The sequence below is a fragment of the Wolbachia endosymbiont (group A) of Volucella bombylans genome (genome assembly GCF_964026965.1).
GTDB classification, from domain to species: Bacteria; Pseudomonadota; Alphaproteobacteria; order Rickettsiales; family Anaplasmataceae; genus Wolbachia; species Wolbachia pipientis.
Window position 1 is genome coordinate 879,031 of the sequence record NZ_OZ034717.1, and the last position, 20,631, is coordinate 899,661.

25 protein-coding genes and 2 pseudogenes are annotated in these 20,631 nt (G+C 35.2%); 12 read left to right on the top strand and 15 right to left on the bottom strand.

The window, feature by feature from the left end:
* Positions 1-67 precede the first annotated feature (67 nt).
* On the bottom strand, positions 68-367 hold the full coding sequence (locus AAGD51_RS04400) for an NADH dehydrogenase ubiquinone Fe-S protein 4 (protein WP_006279686.1): 300 nt from the start codon (positions 365-367) through the stop codon (positions 68-70).
* Between the two features lie 145 nt (positions 368-512).
* On the opposite strand from AAGD51_RS04400, the gene AAGD51_RS04405 reads away from it, so the two are divergent.
* Together AAGD51_RS04405 and pth are read left to right on the top strand one after the other, a co-directional pair.
* Positions 513-1,124, top strand: a complete 612-nt coding sequence (locus AAGD51_RS04405) for a 50S ribosomal protein L25/general stress protein Ctc (RefSeq protein ID WP_006279687.1) — start codon at positions 513-515, stop codon at positions 1,122-1,124.
* Positions 1,124-1,696: an aminoacyl-tRNA hydrolase gene (gene pth, locus AAGD51_RS04410; protein ID WP_341810382.1), complete on the top strand. Its 573-nt coding sequence runs from the start codon at positions 1,124-1,126 to the stop codon at positions 1,694-1,696. The genes AAGD51_RS04405 and pth overlap by 1 nt, the downstream gene beginning before the upstream one ends.
* Here pth and AAGD51_RS04415 read toward each other — a convergent pair.
* From AAGD51_RS04415 to ubiH, 3 genes are all read right to left on the bottom strand, one after another.
* Positions 1,679-3,061 (bottom strand): IS66-like element ISWen3 family transposase, encoded by a 1,383-nt coding sequence (locus AAGD51_RS04415; protein ID WP_007548562.1) that lies wholly within the window; start codon positions 3,059-3,061, stop codon positions 1,679-1,681. The two genes, pth and AAGD51_RS04415, sit on opposite strands and share 18 nt — an antisense overlap.
* Before the next feature lie 103 nt (positions 3,062-3,164).
* Positions 3,165-4,127, bottom strand: coding sequence for an IS481-like element ISWpi4 family transposase (locus tag AAGD51_RS04420; RefSeq protein ID WP_236515143.1), 963 nt, complete (start codon positions 4,125-4,127; stop codon positions 3,165-3,167).
* A gap of 442 nt (positions 4,128-4,569) precedes the next feature.
* A complete protein-coding gene (ubiH, locus tag AAGD51_RS04425; RefSeq protein WP_077188488.1) occupies positions 4,570-5,718 on the bottom strand; it encodes a 2-octaprenyl-6-methoxyphenyl hydroxylase in 1,149 nt (382 codons plus the stop codon).
* A 180-nt stretch (positions 5,719-5,898) separates the two neighbouring features.
* Between ubiH and AAGD51_RS04430 the strand changes: the two genes are divergently transcribed.
* Positions 5,899-6,048 (top strand): hypothetical protein, encoded by a 150-nt coding sequence (locus tag AAGD51_RS04430; RefSeq protein ID WP_236515145.1) that lies wholly within the window; start codon positions 5,899-5,901, stop codon positions 6,046-6,048.
* Between the two features lie 396 nt (positions 6,049-6,444).
* On the opposite strand, the gene AAGD51_RS04435 is transcribed toward AAGD51_RS04430, so the two are convergent.
* From AAGD51_RS04435 to AAGD51_RS04445, 3 genes are read right to left on the bottom strand one after another with little or no spacing between them, the layout of a single operon-like run.
* On the bottom strand, positions 6,445-7,449 hold the full coding sequence (locus tag AAGD51_RS04435; protein WP_236515147.1) for an Mrp/NBP35 family ATP-binding protein: 1,005 nt from the start codon (positions 7,447-7,449) through the stop codon (positions 6,445-6,447).
* Between the two features lie 7 nt (positions 7,450-7,456).
* The gene (locus AAGD51_RS04440) at positions 7,457-7,855 is read right to left on the bottom strand and encodes a hypothetical protein (protein ID WP_077188486.1); all 399 of its coding nucleotides are present in this window, start codon (positions 7,853-7,855) and stop codon (positions 7,457-7,459) included.
* The gene (locus tag AAGD51_RS04445; RefSeq protein ID WP_065095496.1) at positions 7,852-8,175 is read right to left on the bottom strand and encodes an HNH endonuclease; all 324 of its coding nucleotides are present in this window, start codon (positions 8,173-8,175) and stop codon (positions 7,852-7,854) included. Before AAGD51_RS04445 ends, AAGD51_RS04440 begins: the two co-directional genes overlap by 4 nt.
* Positions 8,176-8,329: 154 nt before the next feature.
* Here AAGD51_RS04445 and AAGD51_RS04450 point away from each other — a divergent pair, with 154 nt between their 5' ends.
* Complete coding sequence (locus AAGD51_RS04450; protein WP_236515149.1) at positions 8,330-8,593, top strand: transposase; 264 nt, start codon at positions 8,330-8,332, stop codon at positions 8,591-8,593.
* A 67-nt stretch (positions 8,594-8,660) separates the two neighbouring features.
* Here the strand turns inward: AAGD51_RS04450 and AAGD51_RS04455 are convergent.
* Together AAGD51_RS04455 and AAGD51_RS04460 are read right to left on the bottom strand one after the other, a co-directional pair.
* Positions 8,661-9,672 (bottom strand): IS630 family transposase gene (locus AAGD51_RS04455; protein WP_236514338.1). Its coding sequence is split into 2 segments (ribosomal slippage): positions 8,661-9,209 and positions 9,211-9,672, totalling 1,011 coding nucleotides; the frame shifts between segments, so codons are not numbered across the junction.
* A 109-nt stretch (positions 9,673-9,781) separates the two neighbouring features.
* A protein-coding gene (locus tag AAGD51_RS04460) for an IS5-like element ISWpi1 family transposase (RefSeq protein ID WP_236514306.1) occupies positions 9,782-10,614 on the bottom strand; the annotation gives its coding sequence in 2 pieces (ribosomal slippage) (positions 9,782-10,245 and positions 10,245-10,614; 834 coding nt in all).
* Positions 10,615-10,733: 119 nt separating this feature from the next.
* Here AAGD51_RS04460 and AAGD51_RS04465 point away from each other — a divergent pair.
* Both AAGD51_RS04465 and truA read left to right on the top strand, forming a co-directional pair.
* A pseudogene (locus AAGD51_RS04465) lies at positions 10,734-10,856 on the top strand (IS630 transposase-related protein); the annotation flags it as partial.
* Between the two features lie 71 nt (positions 10,857-10,927).
* On the top strand, positions 10,928-11,665 hold the full coding sequence (truA, locus tag AAGD51_RS04470; RefSeq protein ID WP_010963021.1) for a tRNA pseudouridine(38-40) synthase TruA: 738 nt from the start codon (positions 10,928-10,930) through the stop codon (positions 11,663-11,665).
* 79 nt (positions 11,666-11,744) lie between these two features.
* Here the strand turns inward: truA and dnaN are convergent, their stop codons facing one another.
* The 4 genes from dnaN to AAGD51_RS04490 form a co-directional block, all read right to left on the bottom strand.
* Positions 11,745-12,902, bottom strand: a complete 1,158-nt coding sequence (gene dnaN, locus AAGD51_RS04475) for a DNA polymerase III subunit beta (RefSeq protein WP_236514700.1) — start codon at positions 12,900-12,902, stop codon at positions 11,745-11,747.
* A gap of 123 nt (positions 12,903-13,025) precedes the next feature.
* Positions 13,026-13,523, bottom strand: a complete 498-nt coding sequence (locus AAGD51_RS04480) for an invasion associated locus B family protein (protein WP_006279310.1) — start codon at positions 13,521-13,523, stop codon at positions 13,026-13,028.
* Positions 13,516-14,409, bottom strand: coding sequence for an RNA polymerase factor sigma-32 (locus AAGD51_RS04485; protein ID WP_010963019.1), 894 nt, complete (start codon positions 14,407-14,409; stop codon positions 13,516-13,518). Before AAGD51_RS04485 ends, AAGD51_RS04480 begins: the two co-directional genes overlap by 8 nt.
* A gap of 318 nt (positions 14,410-14,727) precedes the next feature.
* Positions 14,728-15,411 carry a P44/Msp2 family outer membrane protein gene (locus tag AAGD51_RS04490; RefSeq protein WP_236514701.1) on the bottom strand — a complete coding sequence of 228 codons (684 nt, stop codon included), beginning with the start codon at positions 15,409-15,411 and terminating at the stop codon, positions 14,728-14,730.
* Positions 15,412-15,698: 287 nt separating this feature from the next.
* Here AAGD51_RS04490 and AAGD51_RS04495 point away from each other — a divergent pair, with 287 nt between their 5' ends.
* From AAGD51_RS04495 to AAGD51_RS07265, 6 genes and pseudogenes are all read left to right on the top strand, one after another.
* Complete coding sequence (locus AAGD51_RS04495; protein WP_236514703.1) at positions 15,699-15,875, top strand: hypothetical protein; 177 nt, start codon at positions 15,699-15,701, stop codon at positions 15,873-15,875.
* A complete protein-coding gene (locus AAGD51_RS04500; RefSeq protein WP_155969141.1) occupies positions 15,860-16,225 on the top strand; it encodes a transposase in 366 nt (121 codons plus the stop codon). Before AAGD51_RS04495 ends, AAGD51_RS04500 begins: the two co-directional genes overlap by 16 nt.
* Positions 16,226-16,258: 33 nt before the next feature.
* Positions 16,259-16,911, top strand: a pseudogene (locus tag AAGD51_RS04505) (IS630 family transposase); the annotation flags it as partial.
* Positions 16,912-16,983: 72 nt separating this feature from the next.
* Positions 16,984-17,268: a transposase gene (locus AAGD51_RS04510; protein WP_038198869.1), complete on the top strand. Its 285-nt coding sequence runs from the start codon at positions 16,984-16,986 to the stop codon at positions 17,266-17,268.
* A 147-nt stretch (positions 17,269-17,415) separates the two neighbouring features.
* On the top strand, positions 17,416-17,631 hold the full coding sequence (locus tag AAGD51_RS07260) for an IS3 family transposase (RefSeq protein ID WP_245836010.1): 216 nt from the start codon (positions 17,416-17,418) through the stop codon (positions 17,629-17,631).
* A 238-nt stretch (positions 17,632-17,869) separates the two neighbouring features.
* The gene (locus AAGD51_RS07265) at positions 17,870-18,034 is read left to right on the top strand and encodes an IS3 family transposase (RefSeq protein WP_081600772.1); all 165 of its coding nucleotides are present in this window, start codon (positions 17,870-17,872) and stop codon (positions 18,032-18,034) included.
* Between the two features lie 240 nt (positions 18,035-18,274).
* On the opposite strand, the gene AAGD51_RS04515 is transcribed toward AAGD51_RS07265, so the two are convergent.
* Positions 18,275-19,738, bottom strand: coding sequence for a hypothetical protein (locus AAGD51_RS04515; protein WP_186809127.1), 1,464 nt, complete (start codon positions 19,736-19,738; stop codon positions 18,275-18,277).
* An 83-nt stretch (positions 19,739-19,821) separates the two neighbouring features.
* Positions 19,822-20,616 (bottom strand): NAD kinase, encoded by a 795-nt coding sequence (locus AAGD51_RS04520; protein WP_077188301.1) that lies wholly within the window; start codon positions 20,614-20,616, stop codon positions 19,822-19,824.
* Positions 20,617-20,631 lie beyond the last annotated feature (15 nt).

Below are 20,631 nucleotides of genomic sequence, written 5' to 3' on the forward strand. Positions count from 1 at the left end.
ATTCTGCCACTCCGCTGAACGGATACCTAAGCTTTATCTTTTACAGATAAGCACACCACAATAAACCTTACTTTAGTATGAAATTGCTTGCGTAAGATTTTGGCAGCCTCTTAACATTTTTTGGCATTTCAATTATGTATTTAACGTTGCATTTTTTTGCGTAGAATACTGCTTTTTCAAGAGAATCAAACTTTAATACAATCTGTTTTTTGGGATCTTTTGAGCCAACCCACCCCATCAAAGGTTCAATGTAGTAGGAGCCAGATTCAATTTTTAGGTGCCAGAAATTTGTATTACCTAAACCAGATTGTGTTGCAGTTCTTGTTGGTTTATAAATCCTAAAAACTACTTTATCGTCAATGCCCATAGTTCTTGTTAAATAAGTTTAAATATATATCTAAATAAATCCTTTCACAAACAATTAGTATGAAAGAATGAAGTTTGAAATAAATATTTTTATGTTATATTATTATTAAATTATATTAAAAGGATTAGCTGAATAGGAGTAATCGATGACGCAACAGGAAATAGTAACAATTAATGCAGAGTTACGTAACGTGACAAAAACAAAAGCGGTGCATTCTCTAAGGAAGAAAGGAAACATCCCTGGAATAATATATGGAAAGGGCCATGATAATGTAAATTTGACATTGTCTGCAAAGGAATTCACGAAGCAATATAAATCAGGTTCTCTTTCTGCACATTTGATAGAGCTGAATATTTCGGGCAAAAAGGAATATGCTCTTGTTCGCGATATCCAATTGCATGTAGTAAAGGATACTGTGCAACATGTTGATTTTCAATTTGTTGATAAAGGCAGTGAAATTAAAATAGACATACCTCTATCATTTGTGAATGAAAGTAAAGCCCCAGGGATCAAGTTAGGTGGAGTGCTTAATGTTTTGTGTCGTTCTATTGCTGTTAAATGCTCTCCTGATAAAATACCTCAGGTTATTGAAGTTGATTTATCCGGTAAAATGATTGGCCAGTCTATACATATTAATGATGTAAAATTACCAGAAGGTGTTAAGTTTGTAGCCCATGAAGAAGAAAATTTTACCATTGTTACAATTTCTGCTGCCGATAGTGACGTTGAAGAACCTCAAGCAGAAACAGAGGAATAGTGCACCTGATAGTTGGGCTTGGTAACCCTGGTAGTCAATATGAGTTAACTCATCATAATATCGGCTTCATCACCGTTGATGCAATCTGCAAATATTGGGGTTTTCAGTTGTTCTCTAAAAAAGCCGATTATCTGATAACCTCTGGCATAATTAATGATAATAAAATCATGTTAATAAAGCCTTATTCATTTATGAATAATTCAGGCATCCCTGTTGCAAAAATACGAAACTTTTACAAATTATCGCTAGATAATATCGTTGTCATACACGATGACGCTGATTTGGAACTTGGAAGAATAAAAATAAAGAAAGGTGGTAGCTCTGCTGGACATAATGGACTTAAATCCATAGATAGTTTTATTGGCAACGATTATTGGCGCTTGAGATTTGGAGTGGGTAGACCTGAAGATCAAAGAAGCTTAGCAGATTATGTGTTATCAAAATTTTCAAATTTTGATAATGTTACTCCCTTAGTGGAAAAAATAGCAAAAAATATACACTTAATGCTGCAAGGAGATAATACAGCTTTTATCGTATCCGTTCAGGAGAGTGGTTTAAGAAACAATAGATAGGAGATTTTGGAAAGGATTGAGACCCCTTTGTTTCCAAGTTAAGTATAATGAAATTATCCGCTCAAGGAATGTATTTCCCCGCTTTGATTGTGTAAAATATGAGTTTTTGCGATAAACGACATAATGCCGAATTTGCCGTTCAGCGTGGTTATTTGTCAGCGGAATATTTTCTGGGTCATCTAAAAATTTCCACATCATTCTTTCAGATCTCAGAACATTTTTTGCAACTCGAGAGGCTCCAATTGCTTCAGGTAAACGAGATATCTCCTTCAAGTAATACTTTGTACGTTTTCTTAATTTTCTGGCACGTCTGACAAACCTCAAAACATCTATCTCACTTTTTAGTAAAGCTTTTTTTAGTGCAAATAATTCAGTGGCCACGTTTCTCAAGTAACAACCCAGAACTTTAACTTCAATATTCCAACTATGTGCTAATCTTTCAAAATCTCTTGATAAATGTGCCCAACAGATTTGCCTGTTTTTATCGGCAAAATAATTGTATGCTGCATACCTGTCAGTTATTACCAAGCTATTGCGATTGCAGAATTTACTATTTTGTAAAACTTTCATTCCTCTTGACTCTGTAAATTTTACAAAACTTGCCGTATTGCTTGCAAACATCCAACACCAAGCGAGTTTACCTTTGTTATAATGGCTCGTTTCATCAATATGTAGAACTTTACTCCTACTTATCTCTTGTTCGATCTGCTCATACATTTTTTTGCATTTTGAAGCAACTCTATGTTCACTATTTGATATGCTACCGACGCTTATGTTCAAATTGAAGATATCATTTACGACACTCGCTATTTCGCGTTTTGAATTTTTGTAGAATCCGCTGAACGCTGCAATTATTGACTTAACCCTTGGACCAAATGTATCTGGCGTAACACCTTCCGGTAACTTGCTACTTCTTCTCTTTCCGCATCTCCGACAACGGCCATGTTCTAACTGATATTCCACTACATAAGGCTTGATTTCTGGAAGATCAACTTTCTGATGAATATATGGTTTTTCACATATTGCAATTTCTCCTCCGCATTCGCAAGTATTAGGCAACTCTATCTTTACTACTTTATCTGCATCCATGTTGGCGCGAAAACTTCCTTTATGACCAACCTGACCGCCAATATTCCTTTCGCTTTTCGGCTTATTCTTTTTTATTTTATACAACTCTTTGGAACTTGGTATTGATGAATTTTTTGAGCTTAAACCGAGTCTTTCTCTTAACTCAGCATTTTCTATCTTTAAAGCCTTATTTTCTGCTTTTAAACTTTCATTCTCTTTTTCCAATCTTTCTATTTTTGCTTCTAACCTTTCTATTTTTTGCTGTAAATTTTTGCAAAGTTCTAAAAGGTTTACCATATTATTTCACTTTTGCTCTATGATTATCTTTTTAGATCACCTTGTCTACCTTATTCTGCCACTCCGCTGAACGGATACCTTTTATCAATTTGATTGTATAATATTACGAAACACAGGAAATGTATGGTCCCAGAGTGTGATGGTGTGGATTTAGTATGAACAATTCAGGAGATTTTGTCCACTGTAAAGATATAAACTCAAAAGGTGTAAGACCCTTAAGAGTTTTGAGTCTTTTAGCATAATTGTAGGCCATAACAAAGTCATAAAGATGCTCTTTGAGTTGCTGGTGAGACTGATAGTAATACTTCTTAACAGTGGCATTCTTTAAAGTTTTGTTCATACGCTCAACTTGCCCATTTGTCCAAGGATGGCTAACTTTTGTTAGACGGTGTTCAATGTCATTTTCTTCACAAGCTCTATCAAATATATGTTGAAAAGCGTATTTATGGCGTTTTTGGTTGGTAAATTGTACACTGTTATCTGTCAAAATAGTGTGGATTTTATATGGTAAAATTTTAATCAAATTACGTAGAAACTCAGCAGCTATAGGTTTTGTAGCACTTTTATGCAACTCAACATACGTAAATTTGGATGTTCTATCTATTGCAACAAACAAATATAACTTTCCTTCTTCTGTTCTGACTTCTGCAATATCAATATGGAAATAGCCTATAGGATATTGTTTGAATTTCTTTTTTGGTTTAACTTCGCCATCAACATCTGGTAGTCTGCTAATGCTGTGCCTCTGTAAGCAACGATGTAGACTAGAGCGAGTCAAGTGTGGGATTGAGGTTTGCAAAGCGTAGAGACAATCATCTAATGGCAATAGAGTATGCTTACGAAATGCAACAATTACAGCCTCCTCTTCTAAAGTTAAAACAGTTGATCTTGCATGCTTCGGACCCATATCAGCGTCTTTGGCAAAAGACCGTTTTCTCCATTTAATGATAGTTTTTGGATTAAGGTTATAGTACCTGGAGAGTTTTGCTATGCTCTCTTTACTATTTTGTATTGCTCTACGAATTGTCTCTGTTGTTTTGGCGCACCCATGTAATATTTGTCCCATAATTCCTCCTTTGATGGTATTGTTTTCTCATATTTTATCATACCATCACACTCTGGGACCATACATCCCCCCCTCCCCCCCTAATTCCTATATCAAACCTTTCTTTACTAGATTATATAGTCAATATAAAAAGCCATATAAAATTGCTTCCACTGCTGCCATGAGGAAATTGCTTATTCTTGCTAACTCTTTAGTCAGAGATGACAGGGTTTTTACTGAGGAATATAACTCTCTGTCTGTTTCTATCTAAGAGCCAGTATAGCTGTGGATAAGCACGTTTATACAGATAAAAGTACTTATCCACAGCTACATCAATTTTTCTATTGACTTTTAACACAACTGCTAAACAGATACATTCGTCATCCCGCTACGTGTTAGCGGCCAAGATACCGCGGCGGTATGACGTGGGAAACCTGACTTGCATTAACTATAAAATAGTGATTTATATAAATCCCATAGCATGCCGAATGAAGCGTTTTTTGAGGAAATTTGAATTTTCAACTGCAATCAAGCCAAGATTTCTTAGTGCTTTAGCGCAGAATATTCTGTTGGAAAACATCCTATTTAATCCATCAGTTGCAAGCGCCATTGTAAAATTATCAAAGTATCTGTTACGTGAAATTTTCTTTAATAAATAACTACTGCCAACATCAATACCAGATGCTTTTGCGGCAACTACGTGCTTTATAATACTTTCTACATCTCTAATTCCAAGATTAAGCCCTTGACCTGCAACTGGATGAATTGAATGTGCTGCATCTCCGATAAGCAAAACTCTACCCTTATATAACTTTTTTGCGAAAACAAAACTTAAAGGATAAAGTTTTCTTTCACCCTCTAGTTTTATCTTTCCTAAATAAGAACCAAATCTTTTTTTAAGCTCTATAATAAATTCTTCTTCAGACAGATCCATTAGCATTTTTGAAATTCCAGATTTTTCTGTCCAAACTATCGAAGAAGTATAGCCATCCTTTATCGGTAGAATTGCAAATGGACCGCCAGGAAAAAAACGCTCTACAGCTAAGTTTTGGTGATGCAGTTCATGCTTTACATTAAATACTATGCTACTTTGTTTATAGTCAAATTTCACTGTCGGTATAGAAAATAACTCTGGTAATTTAGAGTTTTTGCCTTCAGCGCAGATAAGTAGCGATGATATTAATTCCTGGTTATTATCAAGAATCACTTCCACATATCCTGAATCACAAGCAATTGTTTTATAGGAATGTGGAGAGTATATATTCAGTTTATTTAGAAAATTATTGTTGATTGCATTCCATATAGTAGCATTGTTGATAACATAACCCATTGGCTCTTCGCTAACCATTTTATGATTGTAATGCACAGTAACCGCATCTAATATGCATATATCAAGTATTGGCTCAGCTTCACTTTCCACAAACTGCCAAATCCCTAACTTTTCCAATATTTTTTTCGAGCCTTGAGAAATAGCAAATGCTCGATTATCATCTACTACACGTGGTAGACTATTTTTTTCAATCACAGCTACAGACACAGAGTCACAACTGAGGCCAATGGCAGTAATAAGACCAAGTAACCCACCACCTGAAATGATTACATCATAATTCATTTTATTTACGCTAATTGTAAAATTATATTTTATCTGTTTTGAAAATAGTTTAAACAAACTTTATATATAAATTAAATTTTTTAGATCCCAGTGTCAGCTACTTGGATGACATCTAAAGACACTCCACCTTGTCATTCCAGCACGTAACGAACAACTGTACGAACATTTTGCGAAGGCAGTGTGTTAAATGCTATGGCCGGTTTTGCCTCAAACATAAAGGTGTCATCCCAGTGCTTGACACTGGGATGGCTTTATTGCATCGCTAGCTATGATGGATTAAAGATAAAAAAGGTGGAGAATATCAGTAGCTTATTATTCTGGTATTTATAACAAGAACGGTCAATGAATACCTAAATTTGAGTAAAAGAAATTTCACTACCACTCACTAATCCGGCTAAAATTCAAGAATTTCAATGCTTTAGCTATTTTCAATAGAATTAAATTTATTAATATAAATAACAAATTACTATTCTTAAATTTGATCAGATTGATTGCAAAAAAACAAGATTTTCAATAAGTTGCTTATAATCCTAATTATAGTTAGCCTTTCATAAGTAGCGATGCAACAAAGCCCACTGGGATCCATTCTTCTTTTTTTCTGGATTCCAGCGTCACGCGCTGGAATGACAAAAGCTGCTAATTTTTCATGTAAATAATGGTTATGCAAGCAGTCTATTTTGTAACTAACAAAAGAGGACTTTGATTCGCATGTTTCTCACGCTTATTCTATTGTTTAACTATACTTTGAGCAATGTCTTCATAAATCTCTGCCAAATCCTCACTTAGCATTAAAGGATTTCCGCAATCAGAAGCATGGCATATTTGTGGATCTAGAGGAACTCTGCCTAGAAGTTTGATGCCCAGCTCCTCAGACATTTTTTTTGCACCGTCTTTTCCAAATATGTATATTTTTGAGCCGCTTTGAATGAAATAACTCATATTTTCTACAATGCCAATAACCGGTACGCTGAGCTTTGTAAACATATCATAAATTTTGCGAGCATCGATTAAAGAGAGCTCCTGTGGAGTTGAAACTATTATCGCCCCAGTTAAGTTAAAATTTTCCATAAGACTTAAATGCACATCGCCAGTTCCAGGTGGTGTATCAATTATCAAATACTCTATATCGGACCATTTTGTTCCCATTAGCAGACTATAAAGTGCTTTTGTAATCATAGGTCCGCGCCATATTGCTGCACGATCTTTATCGATAAAATAGCCAATTGAAATAGTATGCAGTCCATACTTTTCTATAGGCATTGCTTTACTATCCTGTATTTCTGGCTTTAATTTTTCAGCGCCAAGCATTTTAGGAATTGAAGGACCATATATATCTGCATCAACCAGCGCAACTTTATGTTTCAACTTTGCTAATGAGAGAGCAAGATTTAGCGCAACTGTGGACTTGCCCACACCGCCTTTACCAGAGGCTACAACGATTATATTTTTCACTCCTTCGATATGTAATTTAGCTTTTTGTTGCCCAGTTTGTTTTTGACCAGTAGCAACCACGGTCACTTTTGTCACCCCCGGTATAGCTTTAACAGCTTGCTCACAATTTTTTCTTAATTCTTCATTTGCTTGCGTGTTACCGGCAACTTCAAGCACAAAACCAACATCTTGACCTTTAATAATAATTGAGGATATTATGCCAAGAGCGGTCACATCTTTACCGCTTTTTTGCTCTATGACTTTTTTTAAGTTCTCTCTTACAATTTTTTCGTTGATCATTAGCCTTTTAGGTGATTTCTTCCTGAAGTCGTTTAATCTCAGCTTGAGGAAGGCCGGTTGTCTGAGAGATAATATCAATAGAGATGTCAGCCTTAAGTAGGTTTTTTGCTACTTCAATCTTTCCCTCATCAAGTTTTTTAGCGAGGATGCCTTCTTCTTTCCGCAGATCCATTATTCTTTCTTCATATGCTACTAAATCTTTTTCATTCCAGCTAAACCTGTCTAATTCATCGTAGGCTAACTTTATTATTGGTGCTTTTTCTGCTATTTTCCTTAAGTCTTCTTCCGTAGTTTCATCTGCATATTGTTGTCTAAGTGAAGAAGGTCGCCCCTCCTCACTCGACTTCAAAACCGTACGTGAGACTTTGCGCCTCATACGGCTTCTCTCCAATTTGGTGCTTTTCATGCACACCTCCTGTGTAATTCATCGTGACAATGTCCATGTAACAAAGATAAGTTTTTGATCATGTTGTTTCGTCTATTCCGGTCTTTGTGATGTATTTCTATTGTATCATCACTTTTAAACCATAGTCTACAATTATCACATTTACTTTGTTGTAACTTCAATAGTTTTATTACTCTTAATGGCTTATCTGGTATTTTTCTCAGACGTTTACCCCAATATACCCAATCACCATCATATGGAGATCTGGTTTTTTGCACTTTGATATGTCGTTTAATATCATGATCGCTGTGTATAATAAGATGTATCTTGTTACTTGTCATAAAACGCCAGTTATCGTTATTATACTTTTTAAAGTATTTTCTTTTTATCCAGCATTTCCCTTTGTTTGGGTGCCTAAAGACTGACCTTACCCAGAAAAAGTGGAGAGAAAGAAAAGAGTTTTTTTGGGTAAAATAAAATTTTGGAGGATTAGAAATGGCAAGAGAATATACGGCAGAATTCAAATTGGAAGCTGTTAAGCTGGCAAATGAACAAAGAAAGGTAGGTCAAACAATTACAAAAACAGCAAAGGATTTAGGAATAAAGGGTGGTTTATTAGGAAAATGGATAAAGAAACACAACGAAAAAAAGTCGGCAGCAGATGCATTTCCAGGTAGAGGTAACATGGCTCCTTACGACAAAGAGAGATTTGATTTACAGAAAGAGTTAGCAAAAGTAACAAGGGAAAGAGACATTTAAAAAAAAGCCCTGGCCAGTCAAAAAGAGTAAAATATTTTTTTATAAAAGAGCATAGTAATACCAATTCTCATTGTTGTCCAGTCAAATAGGAAACATTGCAGAGTTGTTTAATTGTGGAGCTGGCAAGAGAAGTAATAAATTTGCACAAAGCACCCTCAAGTAGAGCAATTGTATCGTATATTTTATTGCGCAAAATGTTCTGTTTTATATATAACCAAAGCCTCTCAACAGGATTTAGCTCAGGTGAGTATGGAGGTAGGTATATAATGTCGATATTTTTAGGTACCTTTAAATTTTTTGACCTATGCCAACTAGCACAGTCCATAACGAGAAAAGCCTCTCGTGTTTCTAGATATTGCGAAATTTGCTCAAGAAATATGTTCATGCAATCAGTGTTGACATTTGGTGCAAATAAGCTAGAACTCTCTCGATTTCTAGGATTAACTGCACTATAGAGATAGAAATTTTGCCTACCTAATTTTGTTTTAACCTGTGTTCTAATCCCCTTTTTAAACCACCCATGTCCAACTTTTGAATGTGTGCCAAACCATGATTCATCAAAGAAAAATAGCTCTTTTTCTGGATACTTGCTAATAGCTCCATTGAGATTTTTTTTTGAATTCCTCTTGTTTGCTTTTATCTTGTCCATTATGAACTGGTCTTGGTGTAATATATGAGAATTTCATCTTTTGCATATGGCGGTGTACTGTAGATTTGCTGATATTTAATCCGAACTTTTCCTGGATTCTTATTCTCATTTCTTTAATGGTGATATTAGGATTTTCTTCTATCCACTCTTCAATTTGCTGTAGTTGAGCCTGATTTAATTTAGTTTTTCTACGACGTTGTGAAGGAGCAAACAGTTTTTCTTCTCTGCCAATTTTCAAGAGTTTTACCCACGAAGTTAGTGCGCTTCTTGAAATGCAATATATTTTTGCTACAGCCGTTATACTGTACTTTTTTGCTGCAATTACAGCATTTAGTTTTTTTGAAACATATGCATTATTCCTTACTTTCTTCAGCATTTCTTTTGCTGATTCTACTACTTTTTCATCCAATAATTTTGATCTTAATGCCATTTAAACCTCGCTATTTTACTTACTTCAGTATGGCTTTTCTTCCATCATTGTCCATCTGTTTGCCCTGTAATGGGAATTGGTATCAGAGGTTGTCCGGAAACTAGTAAATTCAAGCATATTCCCTCTTTAACATAACCCTACTCATAGCTAGGTATATGAAATTCTCAGTGGATGTTGTGAGTAAATCATACTCCTTCGATAGCCTTCTATTCCTATTAACCCAAGCAAAAGTCCTTTCTACAACCCATCTTCTTGGCTGTACTTTAAACCCTTGTTCTCTTGTTGGTAGTAGCTCAGGTGGCGTATCTTTGTGCACCCAAAATCTACATGGAGGCCTTGTAACAATTTCAATATCTATGTCATATTCTTCCTTTATGTGATTCTTTAAATTTCTTCCTTGGTATCCCATGTCAGCCCACATTTTTTTAACTTTAGTATATTTTGTTCTCATATTGTTTAATGCTATTTTAATACCATCTCTATCATTTTCGTTAGCAGCGCCTACGTAACAACCTAGTATAAAACCCTGAGTGTCTGTAATTATATGCCTTTTTCTACCCTTTACTTTTTTACTTCCATCATAGCCTTTGATCCCCCCTTTTCTGTAGTCTTTACAGATTGACTATCTACTATACAGGCACTCGGCTGCTCATTCCTTCCTATTTTTCTTCTACTATATTTTGTAATTTCATAATTCATTTTCTCAAAAATTCCCTGCTTCTTCCATTGCCTGAACTGCTCATACACAGTCTTCCATAGCGGAAAATCATTTGGTAAATACCGCCATTGACACCCTGTACGCAATACATAGAAAATTGCTTCTAATATTTCTCTTTTGCTATACTTTGGCGGCCTTCCTCCTTTCTTGTATGATACTCTGAAGTGTTTTTCTATTCTTGCCCATTCCCTTTCGCTTAGATCTGTTGGATACTTTTTTCTCATCTTTACCCCGTACTAAAATTTCAGATATTATAGCCTTTTACTTGTTTCCGGACAACCTCTTATAGCTCTTTTCATAGAAGTCCGGATGTGATAAGGATAGATAATGATAAGGAGGTTGAATGCCAGCAGCATATAGTTATGATTTAAGAAAAAAAGCAATGGAAGCGCTAGACGAAGGAGAAAGCAGAGAAGCAGTGGCAGCAAGATTTAAGATTGGACGAACTACTTTATGGAAGTGGCAGCACTGTAGGCTTGACCATAAATTATGTTAAGATAGAAAATGACTATTTTAGATAGAGCTTGATGTAATGCAGTGCGATACAAAATAACGGTAGAATATAATGGTAGTAATTTCTCTGGTTGGCAAAAACAGCAACACTCTGCTAACTCAATCCAGGAGAAGATAGAAAATGCTATATTTAATTTTAGTGGTGAGAAAGTTACTTTGTACTGTGGTGGCAGGACTGATGCAGGAGTTCATGCTTTAGGACAAGTTGCTCATTTTGATATGGAAAAGGAATTTGAGCTTTATAGAATAAGGAATGCAATAAACTATCATTTAAAATCAATTCCTATAGTCGTGCTTAATGCAGAAGTTGTAGATGATGCGTTTCACGCACGGTTTTCAGCAAAAAAAAGATATTACGAATATAGAATAGTTAATCGCTATGCTCCTGCCGCTCTGGAGACGGGTTATGTATGGCAAGTGTTTAGCCCACTTGATGTAAATATTATGCGTGAAGCTGCTAAACATCTACTTGGAAAACATGACCTTTCAAGTTTCCGTTCAAAAGATTGTCAAGCCGCAAATCCGATAAGAACAATTGATGATATCGATATAATACAAAATGGGAATCATATACACATCAAAATATCTGCTATTTCCTTTTTACATAACCAAGTGAGGATTATTGTGGGTACTTTAGTTGAATTTGGAAAAAATAGAACCAATCCGCAAGAAATGCTAAATATATTAAACCAATGCAAAAGAAGTGCCGCTGGAGTTACTGCACCACCTTTTGGCTTATATTTGGTAAAGATAGATTACTAATTTAATAAAAGCTAGTGAAATAAGTGCCATACCGCCACGGTATCTCCAGATTCCGCTAACAAGCAGCGAGATGACGGGTTTAAGTTCTCATTGGCATTACTACATATAATGCACTTGAATCGTCTTCATCAGTGATAATTGTAGCACTATTACCATCGGCTAAGCTAAACTTACATTTATTTTTTATGCAGGATAGAACATCAAGTAAATAACGCGAGTTGAACCCTATTTCTATAGGGGCTTCATTGTAGTCCACTTCTATGGATTCAGTTGCATCACTGCACTCTTGGGAGTTTGAATGCAGAGTTAGCAGCTTTTCTTGTAGTGAGAATTTAATAGATTTTACTTTATCAGATACAACAACGGAAACTCGATCTATAACGTCTGAAAGTTTTTTACTTTCAATAATCATATGCTTATCTTGAGATGCTGGAATAACTGCTTTATAATTTGGAAAAGTTCCATCTATTAATTTTGATATTAGAATATATTCACCGCATGTAAACTTGATTTTTCTGTCTGAGAGTTTTACTTTAATTTCATTACAATCGTCCAATATTTTTAACAGCTCCATAACAGTTTTACGTGGAATGATCACACCAAATTCGCCATTGATGTTCCCAGGCTTTGGCCTCTTTATACATGATAAACGATGGCCATCAGTTGCAACGCAGTACAGAAATTGCTCATCTGTATGTAGATATATTCCATTTAAATTATACCTTGTATCATCTAGTGATACAGCAAATTTTGTTTTAGTTAATAAGTCTATCAGGTCTGTATTTAGTAGAGTACAATCATGTTTATAATTGTCTTCTTCAAGAGCAGGAAAGCTGCTTGAAACTACATTCGGTAAAGAAAAGTTTGCATTTCCGCAAGACATCAATAATTTTCCTTGGTTGTTTACTTCAAAATTGACATCCAAATCAGCGGGTAACTTCTTCACTATGTCATGTAAAGTATGCGCTGAAATTTTTACTTCTCCTTCTGTTAATACGGTTGCAGCAAGTGAGGCAAACATTGAAATGTCAAGATCAGTTGCCATTAATTTTATGCTGCCGTGTTGTGCTTTGATATTTATACACGCCAAAACATCTATTGCATTACGCCTTTCAACCACTCCACTTACTCTGGATAATGTATTTAAAAGACTTGTGCGGCTCACGCTAAAACGCATCTGCTCGCACACAGAATTTTGCTTTTTGATTTCTGTATCTACACCTGCAACCTCTGACATTGCTAACTCTCAAAAATATATTTTAAATGATATCCACATCCCATATAAAGTAAAGTGCTATTTATCGAAAGGGCAGTCTGTTTTATACTACAACTGGAAAATTACCTATTCTGTTACAATAATTTACTTTGTATGGCATAAATCATGCATTTTTTGATACGCTTTTTGAAAACCAAGTAGGGAATAAGTATCATCAATGGTCACTGTTTTTGTTTTTCCATTAACTACCATTGATAATCCCTGCTTCATTTTTAGAATGAGATCTTGATCTATTTTTGTATGCTCTGCCCACGCAAAACTTCCCTGTATTATGGGCAGTGTATATTTAATTTTTTTGTCGATATTGAGAGCTACAGGCTCCTTATCATACTGAAAACCAGAGGTAACGCTTACCTCATCTGCTTTTTTATCAACATAACTAACCATTACATACGGCTTGCGATTGGTTGTATAATATTCGCTTTTTTTTTTAGGATAGGATACAATATAACATACTTTCTCTCCATCTTCCAATGCAGTATACACGAGCCAATCTTTATATTTTTCCTTCAATTGTACATCACTAACCGATGCAAAAGCGCCTATCGAAAAAAATATTAGAAATATAAAAAAACTACGCATGCAAACCAAATTTCAAACTTTCAGATTGTATATATTGTTTTACCTTAGCCATCGCCTGCTCAGCCAACTGCCTTATTCTTTCTCTTGAAACACAATATTTTTTACTAAGTTCATCCAGAGTTTGAATGTTTTCAGACAAATATCTACTGATAAAAATGTCTCTTGCCCTTTCGTTGAGGCTCGCTAGTGCATTGTTTAAAATTGTTTCTTTTAATTCTTTTTCTTCATGATTCTGATAGGTTACTTCTTGACTAACCAAGTTACATGGGATCATATCTTGTAGCTCCCTTTTAGAGTCATCACCTATTTTTATGCAATCGTTTAGCGACTGATCCTTACAAGCCATACGGTAATTCATCTGCAGAACGTCTCCTTCGGATACAGAAAGCTCATTAGATATTGCTTTTATTTCTTCATTATTTAAGGTTTCCCTGTTTGTATACTGTAAAATTCTTTTTTTTATTTTACGTAAACTAAAAAACAATCTTCTTTGTGCTTGCGTTGTGCCTATTTTCACAAACGACCAAGATTTCAATATAAAGTCTTTTATTGAAGCTTCAATCCACCACACCGCATAAGTTGAAAAACGAAACCCTAAATCAGGATTAAACTTTTTCACTGCATGCATTAAACCCATATTTCCTTCCATGACCAGGTCCATCAACAATAGTCCATAATTTTTGAATTTCATTGCAATTTTCACTACCAAATTCAAATGGCTGGTAATCAATTTATGAGCAGAAGAAACATCCTTATATTGGTTCCAATTTTTTGCTAATCGTACCTCTTCCTCTTGAGACAGCATAGGAAATTTTTGCACCCTAGCAATATATTGCATGAGATTGGTTCTGCTATCGACACATAAGTTTGCCATTGAGGTCAACATAACAACTTAAATTAAAACTTCATGCATATAATATATTGATTTTCCAGCAAAAATTCAAGCTTTGATTTGAAAAAAGTACAAATTTTCCATCTAATTTCTTGGAGACAGTAGGCCGCAGTGTTAGCTAATTGGATAACATCATGTAACTTTAGATGATATTCTACCAGTACAATGGTAAACGTTATAGCTTAAACACATAGCAAATAGTGTTATTCCAGTGCCTTGACACTGGAATCCACATTTCTTTTTTCTAGATCCCAGTGTCATGCTACTTGGATGACAAGAAAAAACCCACTGGGATAACAAGATTGAGATAGACTAGAAATTAAACGCTACTCCAGCTTCTGCACCAACAGTGCTGTAAAGAACTTTGAGTTCCCCTTTGCCGTCTTTGTCAGTTTTATCAAAGTTAGCACCATAAGAACCGAAATAGCGAGCTCCAGCGTAAAGTTTGACTTCTGGAGTTACATCGTAACTAACACCAGCTCTTGCTTGACCAGCAAAAGCAAATTTATCATTTTGACTACTCACAGCAGTTGCCAAAGGTGTGCTAATATACGCTGCACCAACGCCAACACCAATATATGGAGTGATAGGCATATCTTCAATTGCTATATCGTAATAAACGTTAACTAGTCCTGAAATTGCTGTTAAACTGTCTGCAATAGTATCTGGCGTAAATTTTGCATCTGTAACATCATTTTTGTTTAGGTATGAATAAACTCCTTCAACATCAACCCTGATGTCGTCCATTTTGTAACCAAACGCACCACCACCAGCTATAAAAGACGCTTTTAATGGACTGTAATCACTATTGTCTTTCTTATAGGTCATACCATCAACTTTTGTGAAAAGAGGTAAAATTTCACCGTTGTATTGCAAACGAACGTAGTAGCTAGTTTCTTCATCACTTATTGGACCAACAGGATCTGAAAAAGCAGAGTTTGATAAACTTAGCAACGTTGCTAAAGCGGCTGCTGAAAAAAACTTTTTATAATGCATAATTGTCCTCGTAAAAAAAATTAAAATTCCACTTTAGCAGTCTAAGTAACAACTAAAGTTAAGTCAAGTGCTAACTTAATAACACAAAATATCCTACATTTTAACTAATTTTTAGGAGAAGACAAAGATTTTATTAATGAATAAATAGAGTTACACGACTTTTTTACTCTTGATTTTTTGGTATAGCTAACATAGGTAAGATTTACTATCGAAAGACCTCGTCATTCCGCTGCTTGTTAGCGGATGAGATACCGCGAATGAATCCATAACTACACGAACATTGCAATTTGAGTCTACCAGGAGGGCAATGCCTCTTATTCAAGTACCCTCTTCTTGTCATCCCAGTGCGTGACACTGGGATGGCTTTGTTGCATCGCTCAAGTGAAAAGAACTGGCAGTTACTGACAAAATTCATTATAAATAGCCATTTAACTGTTGAAGAAAAAATATGCCACAAAAAATGAGAGTCAGTAACTGCCATGAATATAACAAATTTCTCCAAGAAAGAGGAAGCATTTTTTGTTATATCAATGACGCCATAGAAAATTGGTACGAGAATTGTCCAAAAATGCAGGGCGGCAACTATATTTATAGTGATAAAGTTGTGATTTTGGTGCATATAATCGTCAGTTTCTTTAGAATTGGTTTAAGACAAACAGTCGGGTTTATAAAAGGGTATTTGCAACAAATAGGAAGAGATTTGGCAGTTATCAGCTATTCACAAGCATCAAGAAGGTTTAAGAAACTTAATATTAAGATAAATGATTGCAGAATTGATAAAAATATAGCTCTTTCCATAAAAGTCCGGATGTGATAGGATAAGGGTAGATGATGATAAGGAGGTTGAATGCCAGCAGCATATAGTTATGATTTAAGAAAAAAAGCAATGGAAGCGCTAGACGAAGGAGAAAGCAGAGAAACAGTGGCAGCAAGATTTAAGATTGGACGAACTACTTTATGGGAGTGGCAGCAAAGAAGAAAAGAAACAGGAGACTTTCAATCAAAAAAACTTGGAAATGGGGGTTACAATCACAAAATTACCGACTGGGATACCTTTGCCAAATTTGCCAGAGAACACGGAGGAAAGACTCTATCGGAAATGGCTAAACTTTGGAACAACGTTAGTATCCAAACGATCTATCGAGCCCTTAAAAAAATTGGATTTACGCGCAAAAAAAGACATATGGATACAAGGAAAGAAACGAAGAAAAACGTGCTGAATTTTTGAAAATTATAGCGACAAAAGAACCTAAAAACTTAGTGTATATAGATGAGTCTGGCATTGATAACACCGAAGACTACCCCTACGGATATTGCCAGAAAGGACAGCGGTTTTATGCCTTAAAATCTGGAAAGAAAACTCAACGAATCAGTATGGTTGCAGCCTTAAGTGGAAGAAAGATAGTTGTTCCGTTAACCTTTGAAGGCCACTGTAATATGGATGTTTTTAATGGATGGTTTGAGCAATTTTTGACACCGATCTTGGAACCTGGACAGACTGACCTTACCCAGAAAAAGTGGAGAGAAAGAAAGGAGTTTTTTCGAGTAAAATAAAATTTTGGAGGATTAGAAATGGCAAGAGAATATACGGCAGAATTCAAATTGGAAGCTGTTAAGCTGGCAAATGAACAAAGAAAGGTAGGTCAACCAGTTGCAAAAGTAGCAAGAGATCTAGGAATAAGGGATAGTGTATTAGGAAAATGGATGAAGAAATATAACGAAAAAAAGTCAGCGGCAAATGCATTTCCAGATGTAGCACCTTATGACAAAGAGAGATTTGATTTACAGAAAGAGTTAGCAAAAGTAACAAGAGAAAGAGACATTTTAAAAAAAGCCCTGGCCAGTCAAAAAGAGTAAAATATTTTTTCATAAAAGAGCATAGTAAACACTATAAAGTGCAGGAATTATGTAGGGTTTTCTGCTAGTGGCTACTATAAGTGGACTACAAGGAAAATAAGCAGTAGAGAATCAGCAAATAAAGAGTTATTAGCAGATATTCAAAAAATATATCAAGCTTCTAAATGTAGATATGGAGCTCCTAAAATTCATGCTGAATTAAAGGCTTTGGGTAAAAGTTGCAACTTAAAAACAGTGCAAAGTATTATGCAGAAAAATGGTATTCAGGCTATATTGAGAAGAAAATTTAAAATTAAGAAACAACAAACGGACAGTAGCTCCCAATATATTAGACCAAAACTTTATTGTCGATCAACCAAATAAAGTATGGGATTACTTATATAAAAACCAAAGAAGGATGGCTATATTTGGCAACAATAATCGATCTATATTCACGCATGGTAGTTAATGAGCAGTTCAATAAATAAACAATAGGTTATGGACTCTTTATTAATGGCCGTTAACAAGCGTAAACCTGCCAAAAATCTACTATTACATAGTGATCAAGGTTCACAATATACTTTGCAAGGTTATCAATATCTCTTATCCATAAAAAACATAGATGAGTCATAAAGGTTGTTGTTACGACAATTCTGTTGTGGAAAGCTTCTTCAGTTCTCTAAAAAGGGAGTTACCAATAGACACCTCTCGGCACTCTAAACAGCATATCAAAACTGCTATATTTGAATATATAGAAATTTTTTATAACAAACAACGTCACTATTAACTATTGCATTCCTGAGCATTTTGATTCATCATTCTCTTTGTGAAAAACATTCCAAACTTTCTCTCCACTTTTTCTGGGTAAGGTCAGTCAGCTACTTGGATGACAGGGGAGGGAGGTGCTACCCTGACAATCGTCATCCCGCTACGTGTTAGCGGGATCTAGAGATACCGCGAATGAATCGCGGTATGACGGTCTGCAGCGGTATGACGTAGGGCTGCACTAGCTATATCATGCATTTTATTAACCGACACTATAAACAACATCCTTACAATTATGAGATTGAACCACAACTTGCTCAAGCGTTAAGCTGCTGCGTTTAGCGTCTTTACCGTGGTTTTCCCCAAGAACATTTGTTCTTTCGTGTTTTATTTCTTCAATGAATTTCTTGTTAACGCTTTCAGGGTCAATCTTTTCCTGCGAATATATAAGATTAGTGCAATTTGTTTTTCTATAATAATGTATGCCAAAACCCACAATGAGTAATGCAAGTATACCAGAACCTATAAGTAATGATAATCCTATGTTATTAGTCAAAGGGTTTTGGTAAAATTTTTGTACACCATTAACACCATGTGTTGCAAGTAGCCCTAGAGGAAACGCTATATTTGCAGCAACTACACCAGTAAATAATGCAGTAAATATTGGTCTGTCGTTAATTACTGATTTTATTTTATTAGTTCTAGTAATTACTTTTTCGTCAATGTTAGTGAAGCCTTGTTTAGCTTCCCAAGCATTAAGTACAAAATTTGAATGAGTGCCATTGCTATATTCCAGTCTTACAGATTTTATAGCTTTATCTTTTGGCTGGTGCTCCAACACCTCAGCTAAAATTTTATCCGCATCTTTTTTTTGAATGGAATGTTCTTCAGTATCTATAAATTGCCTTGTTGCAAAAAATATTGGACCAATTGTAAGCAATGCAGCAAGTGCGATAACTGGTATAGTGATATATTTTGGGCTGTTTGTAAAAAATGCAATAAATTTTGCTTTATCTTGTAAATATAATAAAGCTGCAGATATACTGAGTATAATAGCACTTGCACCAAAAATTATAAAACCCTTCTGCTGCATGGCATACTTTGCTCTTGGCAAGAATCTGTTTGTTTTTTTATTTGTTGTGCTACCTATATCAGAATTTAGTGACAAAGACTCTTCAGAGTCATCTTTGCTTTTATACGATGGTAAAGTATTTGAAGACGCACCTAAATCATCTTTTGAGTTTTGACCACCTATTCCACTGTCTAAACTCTTTTTCGAAGATTTTGCATTTGGGTCTATAGCTGCATAAATATGTTCTTCTGATCCATTACCAGATAATCCTCCTAAACCTAAACTTGCTGTTTGTGATACCCAATCATGAGTCTCACCTTTTGTTTCTTCTAGGGAAGGAGGTAGTACTTCAGTACTAAGACCAAACAAATTTTTGTCTTCTTTGTCTTGTAAACCTGGAGCTTTTGGCAAAATCGGTGGTGCTCCATCACCATCTTTTTGTCGATTTACAGATGCATAAGTAGGATCCACTTCCTCATCATCTGATTCTTCATGTGACATTCCCTGCACACGTGGTACTACATTCAGTACACTTGAGATAGCATTTCCTGCTTCTTCAGGCGATGGTGGATCTTTTAGTGTTATCTTGCTATTGTCACCTGTTTGTTCGTAAGAAGTTAATTTTACTGTTGATTTTTCGACTGACCCATGCATATTCACTCCAAAGTTAATTACTATGCTGCATTGATTACGCTATAGTTATTAAGATATAGTAAATACCAATTTACGGATAATTATTAGTATAGAAATTGTCTATCAAAGATTCTTTCATTCAGAGGGTAATCTTTGTCAAAAAGCAAAGTGATTGTGTTCTCATGGTCTTTTTGTATTTTTATCTGTGATATATCATGAAATTCTTTGTAATCTGATACTACAAGTGCTGGACGGTTTTTTGTGTCGTTAATGTCAATTTGTACGATTGTATCGTTTGATATTAACGCTCCATTCCAATGCCTTGGGTAATAGCTATTGATAGAGGTTAATGCAAGTAAATTTGAATTTAGCGGCAAGATTGGGCCACCGGCAGAGAAGTTATATGCAGTGCTACCTGTGGGAGTAGATAATATTACTCCGTCCCCTCTAAATTTTTCTACTTTTAGCTTATCATTAATAGTGATATTCATTTCTACTATTTGGTTTGCTTTTCTAAAAACATATACCTCGTTTACCGCTATGTAGTGATACCTCTTGCCACTTGTGTCTGTTGCTTCCATTTTTAGCAAAGTTAACTGAGTTGAAGTTGCATGTTCTATATGATCAATTAAATCTTCACTGCGGCTAAAGCATTTATTCATCAAAAACCCAACATTGCCGGTATTTACCCCATACACATGCATGTTTTTATTTTCTATAACGTAATTATGCAAGGTACGCAGCATAAAGCCATCACCGCCAACAACTATCAGTAGATCAATTTCGGACTTATTTTCTTCTGTTATATTGATAAAATTAAGTTTCTTTAATAGTTTAGATACTTCCTGCGATTTTGGTGATGGAGAAACAACATAGCCTATATTTTTGTATTTATGCATGCTTCAGTAAACTCT